Raw genomic sequence first — 13,207 nt, 5'->3', positions numbered from 1 at the left:
TATCCCCTTGCGCGAGTGCGGTCTGGTGTTAGTCTTTGGTTTGGCGCACGATCGTGATCGGTTCGACGTTCGGCAGCAACTCGCCGTCGACTTGCCGGCCGATCGATTCGAAAGTGAAGCTGTTGTCGTCAACCTTGGTAATGATCTGAATACCGGTCGCCTTGCGGCCGTTGGCCAAGGTGTTCGTCGTACGGATCGTCCAGCGGTTCTCTTCGTGGGTCCAATTTCCTTCGCCAAAACTACCGTCGGTGTCGAAAACCCAGGAACGAATGCGATTGTTCACCGGATCCCAGGCGATGATCTGTGTGCCGACCATAACCGGCTGCCCTTGAACCGCGACGCGGAATGTTCGAGTGATGAACGCGCCGTTCATCGTCCAGTCGCAAACCGTATCGACCGACGTATCGCTCGACGACTTATTGGCCCATTGGCCGACCATCCAGGCCAGCTCATCCAGCGGGCTGGATCCGTCGCTCTCCGGCTCCGGCAACAGGGTTTCGCGCACACTGTCGAGCTGCCATTTGCCATCCTTCTTGACGTGAATCGCGACGTACGTGCTGTCCTCCGGCGGCGCCCTCTTGTTTACCACCGTGGCGGTGCCTTCTTCGATCGCGACGCTGTCATTCAACAGGCGAATGGATTCGACGGTTACGCTCAGCTTGGGCTTGTTCCCCTCGGTAAAGCGCTCGGCGACCGCCTTGGTGATGGCCTCGCGGCCGACGTTGCGCTCGCCGCTGATCGGATCGACGTAGCTGCCGGTTTCCGAAAAATGATTCGCGATGGCTGCTGCATCGCCGTGATTGAATGCTTCGACGTAGGAGGCGATCGCCTTGCGAATCGCCACTTCATCGGGCGAAGGCGGGGCTGGTTCCTCGGCCAACGCCACTCCGCGGCCCATGACGACCGTGGACGTCAAAACTGCCAAGCACACGATAGTCCGAATCATGGCATGAAGCTCCGAAAGATTAGCCACGCGATTTACCGCCAGCGCTTATTCTACGATTGACCACGAGCGTCACCACGTTTTGACGGGCAGTTCGCTCCGCGCCATCACGCGACGGAATCGTATTTCTGAAACATAGCTTCCGGAATCGTCGCAGGAGCCGGCTCGGACGATCCCGCGAAAAGCGCGCGATCGATACGACCAGCCCCGTCGCGGGCGGTCGCCAACGCTTGCCGGGCGCAAAGCCCCGCAGGATTGCCGTGCGCTGCGCCAGCAGTAGCAACGCAATGTGAATGGGAGTTAGCCGCTGGAAGTGGGACTTAAAACCACGAATGACGCAAATGACATGAATAAGAGCCGGCACCTGTTGGCGCCCATTCATGATTTCAGTTGTGGATGCTTCGTGATTCTCGTGGCGACTTACGATCCCGTCTCCCCTTGGGGGATGGGTTTGGTGACGACGAACGGCCGATCGCCGAGGCGCTTCCAGCCGTCAATGCGACGCCGGTTTACGCTGATTCCCTCACCTTACCCTCTCCCGGAGGGAGAGGGGTTCATGCTCGGCCGTGCGACGAAAAGGTGTTGGGAATTCTGCCGCGTGGTCCGCAATTATGAACCGCTAGGGCAGAATCGAGACGGTCAAACGTGACGGCCGCGCCGACGAGCGAAAGACTTGCTGCGTTGCGGCGCGATAATCCCGCTCCTCGGCACGATAAATGTCGACGAACGTCTGCGGATTGCGGTCGACCAACGGGAACCAACTGCTCTGCACCTGCACCATCAGTCGATGCCCGCTGCGGAACGAGTGGCAAATATCCGGCATGACAAACTTGACGATCGTTGGTTCGCCGGGCGTGAATGCCTGCGGGTTTTCGAAGCTCGCCCGATACTTCCCGCGCATCACGTCGCCGCGGACCATTTGCTGATATCCCCCCATGCGCACTCCGGTTGGATTGGGTTCCGGATCGGGATACTCGTCCGGATAGACGTCAATCAGCTTGACGACAAAGTCCGAGTCCGTGCCTGAAGTCGCGACGTGCAACTCCACTTCAACGGGGCCCGCCAGACGCATGTCCTCGGCCAATACGTCCGTCTGATAGACCAATACATCCGGACGTTGCGCGGCGAAACGCTGATCCTCGAGCATGTAACGCGTGGGCATACCGACGAACGTCCCCTTCATAAAGGGCACCGGCCGATGCGGGTCGCTGAGGTACGCGTCATGCGCGTCGGCCGGCTCGGAATTCGGCGGCGCATCGTTCGTCAGCCGGCCTCCGTTGGCCAAGTAGATCGAGCGACGCTGCGAAGTCTTGGGTGGCCAGGCGTCGTACTTTTGCCAGTCGTTGGTCCCGGTTTCGAAGACCCAGGCCTCGGGATGGGCGCCGTCTCCTTTGCTCTTCAAGTGATATTCGAAGAACGGGAGTTCGATTTTCTCGCGATAGAACTCGGCCGTCTTGGAGTTAAAGTTAATGTCCCCCAAATTATCGCCGGCATCGCGCGACCAGCCCCCGTGGCGCCAGGGCCCCATTACCAGCACGTTCTGAATGTTGGGACTCGTGCTCTCGATGCTCTTGTAAGTCTCCAGCGTCCCAAACAAATCCTCGGCGTCGAACCAGCCAGCCACGGTCATCACGGCCGGGCGGATGTTTTTCAAATGCGGCCGGATGTTGCGCGCTTTCCAGAATTCGTCGTAGTTCGGGTGCGAGATCACCTCGTCCCAGTGTGGCATCGCTTCCTTGAAATGCCGACGGTTCGCCTCGGCCAAGGGACCGAAGTTCAAAAAGAACTGATATCCGTCAGGCGTGCCATAATCGAATGAGAACGAGAATTTTTTCGTCGGTTTGTCGCGAAACCGATCATTCGACGACATCCAGCCGAACGCGTGGGCGAGAAAGAAGGCCCCGTTGTGATGCCAGTCGTCACCGACGAACCAGTCCGCCACCGGAGCCTGAGGGGACGCTGCCTTGAGCGCGGGATGCGCGTCGATTATGCCGCACGAAGTATAGAAACCGGGATACGAAATACCATACATGCCGACGCGGCCGTTGTGATTGGGAATGTGCTTCGTCAGCCATTCGATGGTATCCCAGGTGTCGCTTGTCTCGTCGACGTCTTGCGATCCGTTCTTGTTGGCGATGTACGGCCGGACGTGCAGAAAATCTCCTTCTGACATCCAGCGGCCACGTACATCCTGATAAACAAATATGTAACCTTGCTGCCCGAACAGCGTGCTCGGCCCCAAATCGGTCTTGTACTGGTCCGCGCCATAGGGGCGCACACTGTAGGGAGTCCGCAACAATAACATCGGGTACTGCTGCGACTGATCCTTCGGCACATAGACGGCCGTAAACAGCTTTGTGCCGTCGCGCATCGGAATTCGGTATTCGAACTTCGTATAGTGCGAAACCACGTAATCGCGTCCCTGGCCGCGTGCGTCATCCGTCGCGACACACAGTGACGTCAGCAGCGCCAGAGCAAGTACGAGCGCAGGGCGAAGAAGTCGTAATGACATACCGAGAACTCCCCGTGGCAGGATCGAGCGGTCGAAACCATGATAGGCAGGGCAAACGCCCCTTGCCAGCGGCGGAATCGCCGGGTCGATGGTCGCGCCCGAGCGTCAGGCAGAGGCCGACTTACGCCTTGACGGACGAGTCGGCTTGAACTTGCTCGACCGGGGTCTTATGCGGCACGTGGCCGTTGCTACCGGCGCGATTGGGAGAAGGGCCGATGATCGTTTCGATCTCTTTCTCGTCCAGGATTTCGCGCTCGCAAAGGCGCGTGGCCAGAGCGTCCAGCTTGTCACGATTCTCTTCCAGCAGTTGCCGGGCGCGGTCACCGGCCCCGTGCAGGATGCGCGACACCTCTTCGTCGATCACTTGCGCAGTATGCTCGCTGAACTCGCGCTGCTCGTGAAACTCTTTGCCCAGAAACGGATGCTCCTCGCTGGTGCGATACGCGACCGGCCCTAGCCGTTCGCTCATGCCCCAATGCGTGACCATGCGGCGGGCTAGTTGCGTGGCGCGTTTCAGGTCGTCCTCGGCACCGGCGCTGTATTCGTTGAACACTATCTTTTCGGCCGCACGCCCACCGAGCATGAACACCAACCGCGCGTGTAGTTCTGTTTCGCCGATGTTCAGCCGATCTTCCTCGGGCAGCAGCTGCGTCACGCCCAAAGCCCGCCCGCGCGGAATGATGGTCACTTTGTGCAGTCGATCGGCCCCCGGCACGATCCAGGCCAACAGCGCATGGCCGGTCTCGTGGTAGGCGGTCATTTCTTTTTCCTTGCCAGTCAGGACTTCCTCGCGCTTGGGCCCCATCAAGATTTTGTCACGGGCGATTTCGAAATCGTCCATCGTGACCTTGTCTTTGCCCTGGCGCGTGGCCCACAGCGCAGCCTCGTTGACCAGGTTGCGAATATCCGCGCCGGTCAAGCCGACGGTGCCACCGGCCAGGCGTTCGAGATTGACGTCGTCCGACAGTGGCACGTCACGGCTATGGACTTTGAAGATCGCGACGCGCGCCTTGAGGTTCGGACGGTCGACCGTGACGTGGCGATCGAATCGTCCTGGGCGCAATAGCGCCGGATCGAGCACATCGGGTCGATTCGTGGCGGCCAGCACGATTACGGCTTCGTTCGGGCTGAAACCATCCATCTCGCTGAGGATCTGGTTCAGCGTTTGCTCGCGTTCGTCGTGACCGCCGCCCAGGCCTGCGCCGCGCACCCGGCCAACGGCGTCGATTTCGTCGATGAACAGGATGCAGGGAGCCGATTCCTTGGCTGTCTTGAACATGTCGCGCACGCGGCCGGCGCCGACGCCGACAAACATCTGAATGAACTCAGAGCCCGAGATCGAAAAGAACGGCACGTTCGCTTCACCGGCCACGGCCTTGGCCAACAAGGTCTTGCCGGTGCCCGGTGGCCCCATCAACAGCGTTCCCTTGGGAATGCGTCCCCCCAGGCGCTGGAACTTTTGCGGGTTCTTCAAGAACTCGACGACTTCGCTCAGGTCCTGCTTCACCCCTTCCAGGCCAGCAACGTCGGCGAAGGTGATCCGTTTCTTACCCAGTTCATAGCGCTTGGCGGGGCTCTTGCTAAAGCCGGACAAGATGCCGCCCCCCATGAACTGGTCGCGCGCACGACGATACATGGCCCACATCACGACCAGCAGAAGAACGGTCATGCCCAGATAGAAGATCATCAACGTCATCGTGCCGTCGGTGACTTCCTCGGCGCCGTATTGAGGTCCGAGCTTGTCGTACAGCAGCCGATCGAGATCCTGCCCGACAAAGCTGGGAATGTCTGTATAAAACTCCTGCTTCAGCGCCGCAGGCTTGCTTGCCTCCTTGGCAGTCTCGTCGGCAGGCGGGGCTTCGGGAATCTTCTTGAACGCGCCGCGAATCCTGGCGCCGTTGACGACGACCTTGGATACGTTGTCTTCCTTCAGCTCTGTCAGGAAGAAGCCGTATTTGACCTCCGAGCGCGCCGTCGGATCTCCGATGTAATAAAACACCAACAGCATGCCCGTGATGATCAACGGCAATATCAACCAGAAGGCGGCCGGGCGGGGACGCGGCGGCTGTGCTTTTTGAGGGGCCGTGGGGCCGCCAGGCGTACGCTGCTGATCCATTCTCGAAAGGCCTCTGTTAACGGATTACGCGGTCGTCGCGATGTCGGAGTCCAGCGCGCTCTGGGCCGAGTGCCTTGCAGCACCCGCGACTGGCACAGCACAAGAGCTCTCTGTCCTTAGGCCGGCATCCGGGGGGGCTGTAAATGTAGTTCGCCCTCGACCGTGCGGGCTTGGGGAATTGTACCGCATAAATCGTGCTTGTTCGATCCGGCCGACGGCATCGCCGTAATCGACGGCCCCAAGCGGCTAAGACAGTTAGAGTGTGCGGACAATTTTCATCGTAACCAGGTTGGATCACCCTCGAGGTGCGAATTAATCGATGGCAGACGATTAGATGCATCGCCAGCATTATGAACCAGTTCGAGCGCGAATCCTGACATGCCCCGTTGTCAGGATGCTCTCGACAAAATATCCAAATTTGCCTGCTGCGCCTTGGCGCGATACTGGACCTGGCGCGTCTTTTGCGCCCATAATCGGGCCTATTCAGCCGAGACACAGGATGCGAGCTATGCGCTCGCGCCCTGTCGAGTGTCCGCTGCCGGCGTGGGCGGCGAGTCGTTGTTATGACCCCTGGTGCAACAGTTCCAGGGCAAGTTACTGACACACTCCGCCAGCGCGGCGCGGCATGCCATTGAGTTCGGACGGGGCCCGGCAAGAAGCAGGGCACCACGGCGGATGCCGGCCGCACAAGCAATGCAGGTTTAATCTGCAGGGAGACGTACTCACCATGCGCTTGCAATTGTTGTCAGCCGATGGGCCCGTGAAGAGCGTCAACGCATCCGGGCGCATCACGCAAAGCGCCTTCGAGGCTGAGGACGAGCCGTTGGCCGTGAAGCTCGGCGACGACGTCTACGGTGGCCGATTGCTGCTCAGCCTGGAGGGAGCCGACTATCTCGATTCGCGCGGAGTCGGCTGGTTGTTGAAATGCCACCGTCGCTTTCGTCAGGCGGGCGGCGTGATCGTCGTCCATTCGATCCCGGCTGTCATTCTCGACGTGCTCAAGGTGCTACACATGGACGAAGTGCTGCACCTGTCGACAGACGAAGAGCGCGCCCGCGAAATCGCCCTGGCGGGCCATCGCTAAGATGCCGGCTCTTCGCGGAGTCGTGGCTGTCCTCGTGCGCGGCGAGTGCCTGCTGGTGATTCGCCGCTCAGCCTCGGTGGTAGCGCCTGGCAAGTATTGCTTTCCTGGCGGCGGCATCGAAGAGGGGGAGAGCGAGGAGCAAGCGCTCATGCGCGAACTGCTCGAGGAGTTGGGCGTACAAGTCAGCCCGACGCGCCGATTATGGCAAAGCGTTACGCCGTGGGGCGTGCAGCTCGCCTGGTGGCTGGCCGAGCTTGATCACGACGCCGAGCCCGTGCCGAATCCGGACGAGGTCGAAAGCGTGCATTGGCTTTCGATCCCTGAAATGGAATCGCTGGATGGGCTGCTGGAGAGCAACCACGAGTTCCTACGATTCCTGCGCCAAAGCGGACGGGCGCTCGAGTAGCGCGGCACACGCCAATGGCGTTAGGGCGCTTTCCCGTGGAACTGCTGGTTAAAGATTTCCGCGTCGAACGGATCGCCCGTCGTTTCGGCAGAATCCAGGCGCGGCGATTTGCCCTCGCCACCTTTCGCGCCACTATTGGTCAGCGGCGCGGCTGGTCCGCCGAACAAGGGATTGGTCGTCGCAGAGCCGCGGCCGGCTTGCGGCAATTGCTGCAAAAGATTGTCGTCGGGCTTTTCCACGCTTGTCGGTTGCTCGAAACCGCCGCGCGACACGCGCATCACCCAGCCCACGAGTTGCCGGTATTGGGCCGCGTCGCGATTCGTGAAAATGGCTGCCTTCGCCGTACCGTGCGGTGCGACGGGGATTGTCAACAGCGGGCTGGCCGGTGGATCGTCGCGATCGATCATTTCCACAATCGCGTGCAAGTTTCGCTGCGTGAAACGGCGGCTTGAAGTTTTGCCCAATTGAGTCCGTAGCAGGTGCAGCTTGCTTTCGGATTGCGGTCCATGACAGCCGGAGCTGGCACAGGTGTTCAACAGCAGCGGCTGAATCGTGTTGGCGAAGGTTTCGATCGTGCCCGGTGGCATGCCGCGCATCATTCGGTCAAGATCCTCGGCCGACGGTCCGGCGCTGCCGGCATTTTTGGAATCGTTGTGCGATGGCTGTTCCTGCGCCAATTTCAATTGCCGCTCGACAAGCGGTATCCGCGGATGCCGCTCGTTGATCTTCCGCGATTCAGCAATTTCTTGCGTCGCATTGTCAAAAAGCTTTTGCCAGATGCACCACAGTGCCAGATCCAGATGATCGGCGACCTTCGAAGGGTCGATGCGCGAACGTTTGCGCTCGTATCCCTCCTGCAAGTCGCGGCAGATGAGTTCGACCTGGTTCGCCTGTAGGCGAATCTCGCCGCTGGGCAAGGCAATGTAATACTCCTCGCCCGCGTGTGTTACCTTGCCTGAGAGGACCTGGCCATTGCGCAGCAACACCACACCCTCTTGCGGCGAGACCTTCAACGAAGGATCCTCGGCGCGCACCGGGGCGACAAGCCACAAACAGCAAGTGAGTAACGGCCAGATTAGGCGAGACATGAGGGCGCGGAGGGTACGCGATGCCGCGCAGCAGGTCAAGGCGAGGTTGCCGGCAGCGTCCGCGCGCTAGCAATAATATGATCTGGAACCGGTCGCGTCGTCGGTCCCTTGGTTTGCTTCGAGCGTCAAGCTCGGCTAACGTTGAAGGCACTGCTAGCAATCATCATCAACGCCCGTTGTCCTTACGAACATTCGACATGCAAGCACCGCCCGACCCGCTCTGGTCCAAATTGACCGAGCAGGAGATCGTTCTCGACCTGGCGAGCCATTACGTCGTGCTCGGGCGGCTGGTGGCCGTGCATCCCGATTTTCTGGAGCTCGTGCAAGTCGACACCCACGACCTGCGCGATACGCAAACGACGCGCGAGAAGTATGTCCTCGACAGTCGGCTGCATGGCATTCGCCCGAATCGCGCCCGCGCCTGGATCAACCTGCGCGAAGTGGTCGGCATCTCACGACTGGCGGACGTGGTGGTCGATTGAATTGGCCTGCGCGCGGCAACCGGAAAGAAGTGGATCGGCAGCGCGGCAACTCGCTTGGCTACTTAAAGAGGCCCGGCCCTCGTAGGGCGTCTTCGATTTTTGTGGGCGCGTAGACTTTCACGTCCTGCTCGCCTGCGGCCGAATCGTCTTCCCGTTTCCCTGATATTGCCCCGTCGGTCGATGGGTAGATACCCTGCATTGGCGCGACGACCTGTGTCGTCGGGTAGATGCTCGGTGCAATCTCGGCGGGCAGGTTCGACGACGGCGTTTTGCCTTTCGTGCGGCGAGGTTGCAGACGTTCGGCGGCTGCCCGATCCTCAGCCGCTTCCTGGTCGTTCGACAGCGCCGCGTGACATGCGGCGCGACCTCGATAGAGAACCGCCTGGCTTGCCGCTGGTGCGTCCTTCGCCGACGCCAGGGCCTGCGAATAGTCGGCGACTGCCTCTTCATAGTTATGCTGATAAAACTGCAGGTAACCGCGCGACGACAGAGATTCCCAATCTTCGCCATGCTGACGCATAATCTCGTTATAGTCGGTGATCGCCGCGTCGAATTGCTTCTCTTCCTTTTCACAATAAGCGCGGGCCTCGCGCGCCTGCAATTGATGCGGGTCTTTTTGCAGCACTTCGCTCAGCTCCCGGATGGCGCGCGGATACTTCTGCGCGGTGGTGTCCGCTAGTCCGCTATACAAAAGCGCGTAAAAATCGTCGGGATGTTCCTCGATCGCTTCGCCGGCAGCCTGCGAGGCAGCGCGCCATTCGCGCATAAAGTAGAGTGCTACCGTGCGGCGCAGCCAGCTTGGCACCTTGTCATACTCGGTACCGAGTTGTGAAAGTGCGAGCACGTTCCCTTCCCGTGGCGCGTGCAAACGTTCGATCTCGGCCAACGCAACCTGCAGCCGCTGCTCGTCGTTAAGCGCCCAGGCGAGCAATCCGCGATCGGCATGGCGATAGGCGTTCCCGGGTTCAAGACGGAGGGCGAAATCCAGATCCGCCACGGCCCGCTCGTTGTCGCCCAGGCAGAAGTACCGCATGCCGCGAGCGCGATAAGCATGCCGGTCGGCCGGCGAGAGGCGAATCACCTCGTTCAAGTCCGCCAGGCAACTGACGTCATCCTGCAATACAGCGTACACCTGAGCCCGCCCCTGGAATGCCTCGCTGTTCTCACTATCGAGCGTCAGGGCCTGCGTATAGTCGCGCAGCGCCAGGGTGTAAATCTTTTGTTCAAAGTTCGCAATTCCCCGCGCCACGTAAGCGCTGGCGCATTGCAAATCGATGGCCAGCGCCGCTTCGCATTCCTCGGTCGCACGATCGATGTCGTTCACGTCCAGCCATGCACGGGCACATTCCACGTGCCCCGCGGCGCTAGGATCGAGGCGCGCCGCGGTTTGAAAATCGGCGACTCCCGACTCTCGATCACCGGCTTTGAATGACAATCGGCCACGCAAAAGATAGTCGGCTGCAGTTTCAGGATCCTCTTTGATCGCTGCCGTGACGTCGGCGATTGCCTGCTCGTGCCGGCCGAGAATTTCGAGCGTTCGTGCCCGCTGTCGGTAGATCGTCGGGGACGGCGCCAGTGCCACGGCGCGATCCAGGTCCTCAATCGCGCGATCTGGCCGGCCGCTCCGACCCCATAACATGGCACGGTTGCCGTAAGCGCGGGCTTGGCCCCCCAGCGCGATTGCGCGGTCGAGATCTTCCAGTCCGCCCTCGACGCTTCCCATCTCGGCCTTGATCATGCCGCGCACCTCGTACGCCTCGCAACGCTTCGGGTCCAATCGCAGCGCTTCGTTCGCGGCGCCCATCGCTCCGGCGTGGTCATGGCAGGCCATATAAATAGTGCTCGCCGCGATATAGGAGTCGGCCGTCGGTTCGCGTGCAATCGCTGCCTGGGCATCCTGCATCGCCAGGTCGAATTCCTGTCTCTCGAACCTTACCGCGGCACGTCCGATGATGAGCCGCGTATTCTCAGGCTCAAGCGCGATGGCCGAATTGATGTCGTCGAGCGCCCCGGCATACTCCCCGCGCGCACGTCGCGCGATGCAGCGCATGCCATAGGCCCAGGCTGTATTGTCGCGCGCGAGTTCGGCGCTGAAGTAACTTTCGGCCGCGTCGAATCTGACAACGTCCCGTTTGTGGAACCAACCGTCGGCGGTTGAGGAGTGAATCCACAACCACGGTCCTTGCACGCGGCGAACGCTTATGGGCCATGACAACTCGCCGGCCGTCGTCACAACGCGCCCGGGCAATTGCAATCGCGCATCGCGCGACTTGGGAAGGATCTCGGCCGATTGCCATTTAGCGACTTCGTCGGCCGGCGACACCTTCAAGGCGGGGGCCGGATGGGCGAAGCGCTGACTCGCACGTCGCCCTCGATGGCGAGCAGCGAGAAACCGCGGGCCGCGGGCTTGCGTTTCGCCTGGTGCCGAAACAAGCAGACAGAACGCCACCACCAGGAACTGGAAAATGCGCATGCCCGATCCTCCTTGACCGCCCGGCTGTCGGGTATGTATCGCCCGCTCACGCAGCAAATATGGGGCAAAGGGGGGTGATGCGACAATGGCAGTTGCTATGGCGTAGGGGCCGGTCGTCGGTTGATACCGGAAGAAACCCATGGCTGGCCCGCACAATCCGGCGAGACATTACCGCCAGCACCGCGGGCCGCGTGCTTGTTCCAGGACATTTCGCGGAGTTCTTCGACCGGCGTTCCCTGGCCGATGGGTCAGATTAGACTAGAAGAATGGTCGCGCGGGGTAAGACGCCCCGCGACGTGCCCGCAATCTTTAATGAACCTGGCACCGGAGGCCCGCTCTCTTTCGAGGAGTGAATTCGGTGCGTAGCTCTATCGCCCCCGCATTCGTGCTCTGTTCTCTCTTGGTGAACGCCCACGCGGCACACGCGCAATTCGGTGAAGTCGACACCAACGGCCCGAAGCGCGACAAGGAATTCGTCACCAAGTACGAAGTCGGCCTGATGATCACGGCCGGAAGCGAGCCGTGTACGGACATTATCGGCACCGTGCCTGTCCCCATCGATTGGCCCGAGCAGGAAGTTCGCGTCCTGGAAGAGGATTTTGATCCGGCGGCCAAGCGCGTGACCTATCGCGAGGTCGGGGGCGGCACGGTCAAGCAAATGGTCGTGAATATGCCGCTGGTGCCCGCGAATGAAAAGGTGCGGGTGATCGCAGTGCTCGAGATTTCGCGCTATTCGCTGCTTCCGCCGGACAATACATCGATCTACATCATTCCCAAGAAGCCGCCCAGCCGCGTGCGTCAGTACCTGACGTCGAGCCCCAAGATCGAAACCGCGAATCCCAAGATTCGCGCCTTGGCCAAGGAAATTGTGGCCGACAAAGAGGGGGCCTGGGAAAAGGTCGAAGCCATCTACGATTGGGTTCGCGATCACGTGAAGTACGTGAATGGTCCGTTACGCGGGGCGCTGGCTGCGCTGAATGACGAGAAAGGGGATTGCGAGGAGTTGACGTCGCTGTTCATCGCGCTGTGTCGCGACATTGGCGTCCCCGCCCGCACCGTGTGGGTACCGGGGCATTGTTATCCCGAATTCTATTTGGAAGACGAATCCGGCCGGGGGCACTGGTTTCCCTGCCAGGCAGCGGGCGCACGTTCGTTCGGCGGCATCGACGAAAAGCGGCCGATCCTGCAAAAGGGGGACAACATATCGGTCCCGGAAAAGCGTGAGAAACAGCGGTACGTGGCCGAGTTCCTGCGCGGCGACGGCGGGCAGCCGCGTGTGCAATGGGTCCGCGGATCGAGCGGCGAGAAGTAATAATTTGCCGCACTTTGTGCAGCCGCTTCGCAACCAGCGTCCCATCGGGACAGACGTGGCGGCGAAGATTCAAATCCGTGTCGGCGCGCGCAAAAAAAACCCGCGGCTGCCAGAAGGGACAGCCGCGGGTTTCGTTGTAAATAAATCCGGCAACACCTACTCTCGCACTTGTGGTACTACCATCGGCTCTGAAAGCTTAACTACCGTGTTCGGAATGGATACGGGTGTGGCCTTTCAGATATGGTCACCGGAAAAGAGGCCGTGCCCCGGTAAGGAGGCACGGACTCGGTATGGTTGTGGATCAGTGGCATTCTTGGCACTCAGCAGTCACGTCGGTTGCGTGTTTCACAGGGCACGCGTCCTAGACGTGAAAGAGAGTGTTGAATCAATGTGGTCAAGCATTCGTCCGTTAGTACCGGTTAGCTGAACGCCTTGCGGCGCTTACACATCCGGCCTATCAACCTGGTCGTCTTCCAGGGGACTTTCGGGCAATTGCCCAACGAAACCTAATCTTGGAGCGGGCTTCACGCTTATATGCTTTCAGCGTTTATCCTTTCCGTTCATAGCTACCCAGCCGTGCCGCTAGCGCGACAACTGGAACACCAGAGGAACGTCCTTCCAAATCCTCTCGTACTAAAGAAGAACCTCCGCAAGTTTCGTACGCCCACAGCAGATAGGGACCGACCTGTCTCACGACGGTCTGAACCCAGCTCACGTACCACTTTCATTGGCGAACAGCCAAACCCTTGGGAGCTTCTTCACCCCCAGGATGTGATGAGCCGACATCGAGG

9 protein-coding genes and 2 rRNA genes are annotated in these 13,207 nt (G+C 60.4%); 4 read left to right on the top strand and 7 right to left on the bottom strand.

Annotated elements, in window-relative coordinates:
- Positions 1-28: 28 nt before the first annotated feature.
- The 3 genes from VGN12_01400 to ftsH form a co-directional block, all read right to left on the bottom strand.
- Positions 29-946 carry an SgcJ/EcaC family oxidoreductase gene (locus VGN12_01400; GenBank protein HEY4308078.1) on the bottom strand — a complete coding sequence of 306 codons (918 nt, stop codon included), beginning with the start codon at positions 944-946 and terminating at the stop codon, positions 29-31.
- 616 nt (positions 947-1,562) lie between these two features.
- On the bottom strand, positions 1,563-3,455 hold the full coding sequence (locus tag VGN12_01395; protein ID HEY4308077.1) for a CocE/NonD family hydrolase: 1,893 nt from the start codon (positions 3,453-3,455) through the stop codon (positions 1,563-1,565).
- A gap of 121 nt (positions 3,456-3,576) precedes the next feature.
- Positions 3,577-5,571 (bottom strand): ATP-dependent zinc metalloprotease FtsH, encoded by a 1,995-nt coding sequence (ftsH, locus tag VGN12_01390; GenBank protein ID HEY4308076.1) that lies wholly within the window; start codon positions 5,569-5,571, stop codon positions 3,577-3,579.
- 727 nt (positions 5,572-6,298) lie between these two features.
- Between ftsH and VGN12_01385 the strand changes: the two genes are divergently transcribed.
- Both VGN12_01385 and VGN12_01380 read left to right on the top strand, forming a co-directional pair.
- Positions 6,299-6,655 carry an STAS domain-containing protein gene (locus VGN12_01385; protein ID HEY4308075.1) on the top strand — a complete coding sequence of 119 codons (357 nt, stop codon included), beginning with the start codon at positions 6,299-6,301 and terminating at the stop codon, positions 6,653-6,655.
- Between the two features lies 1 nt (position 6,656).
- Positions 6,657-7,061, top strand: coding sequence for an NUDIX domain-containing protein (locus VGN12_01380; GenBank protein ID HEY4308074.1), 405 nt, complete (start codon positions 6,657-6,659; stop codon positions 7,059-7,061).
- Positions 7,062-7,081: 20 nt separating this feature from the next.
- Here VGN12_01380 and VGN12_01375 read toward each other — a convergent pair whose 3' ends face one another.
- Positions 7,082-8,149, bottom strand: coding sequence for a hypothetical protein (locus VGN12_01375; protein HEY4308073.1), 1,068 nt, complete (start codon positions 8,147-8,149; stop codon positions 7,082-7,084).
- A gap of 197 nt (positions 8,150-8,346) precedes the next feature.
- Between VGN12_01375 and VGN12_01370 the strand changes: the two genes are divergently transcribed.
- The gene (locus VGN12_01370; GenBank protein HEY4308072.1) at positions 8,347-8,631 is read left to right on the top strand and encodes a hypothetical protein; all 285 of its coding nucleotides are present in this window, start codon (positions 8,347-8,349) and stop codon (positions 8,629-8,631) included.
- Between the two features lie 58 nt (positions 8,632-8,689).
- Here VGN12_01370 and VGN12_01365 read toward each other — a convergent pair whose 3' ends face one another.
- Entirely contained in the window at positions 8,690-11,104 is a 2,415-nt protein-coding gene (locus tag VGN12_01365; GenBank protein HEY4308071.1) for a tetratricopeptide repeat protein, read from the bottom strand.
- Positions 11,105-11,462: 358 nt separating this feature from the next.
- On the opposite strand from VGN12_01365, the gene VGN12_01360 reads away from it, so the two are divergent.
- Positions 11,463-12,416 carry a transglutaminase domain-containing protein gene (locus tag VGN12_01360; GenBank protein ID HEY4308070.1) on the top strand — a complete coding sequence of 318 codons (954 nt, stop codon included), beginning with the start codon at positions 11,463-11,465 and terminating at the stop codon, positions 12,414-12,416.
- Between the two features lie 144 nt (positions 12,417-12,560).
- Here the strand turns inward: VGN12_01360 and rrf are convergent.
- Together rrf and VGN12_01350 are read right to left on the bottom strand one after the other, a co-directional pair.
- A 5S ribosomal RNA gene (gene rrf, locus VGN12_01355) occupies positions 12,561-12,668 on the bottom strand.
- Between the two features lie 138 nt (positions 12,669-12,806).
- A 23S ribosomal RNA gene (locus VGN12_01350) occupies positions 12,807-13,207 on the bottom strand; the annotation flags it as partial.

The sequence above is a fragment of the Pirellulales bacterium genome (assembly GCA_036499395.1).
Classification (GTDB): Bacteria; Planctomycetota; Planctomycetia; order Pirellulales; family JACPPG01; genus JACPPG01.
This window is presented reverse-complemented; position numbering and strand designations above follow the sequence as displayed.

Coding starts and splice junctions, on each gene's coding strand:
- VGN12_01370 (HEY4308072.1), top strand. CDS start 8,347: ATGCAAGCACCGCCCGACCCGCTCTGGTCCAAATTGACCGAGCAGGAG.
- VGN12_01385 (HEY4308075.1), top strand. CDS start 6,299: ATGCGCTTGCAATTGTTGTCAGCCGATGGGCCCGTGAAGAGCGTCAAC.
- VGN12_01395 (HEY4308077.1), bottom strand. CDS start 3,455: ATGTCATTACGACTTCTTCGCCCTGCGCTCGTACTTGCTCTGGCGCTG.
- ftsH (HEY4308076.1), bottom strand. CDS start 5,571: ATGGATCAGCAGCGTACGCCTGGCGGCCCCACGGCCCCTCAAAAAGCA.
- VGN12_01375 (HEY4308073.1), bottom strand. CDS start 8,149: ATGTCTCGCCTAATCTGGCCGTTACTCACTTGCTGTTTGTGGCTTGTC.
- VGN12_01365 (HEY4308071.1), bottom strand. CDS start 11,104: ATGCGCATTTTCCAGTTCCTGGTGGTGGCGTTCTGTCTGCTTGTTTCG.
- VGN12_01380 (HEY4308074.1), top strand. CDS start 6,657: ATGCCGGCTCTTCGCGGAGTCGTGGCTGTCCTCGTGCGCGGCGAGTGC.
- VGN12_01400 (HEY4308078.1), bottom strand. CDS start 946: ATGATTCGGACTATCGTGTGCTTGGCAGTTTTGACGTCCACGGTCGTC.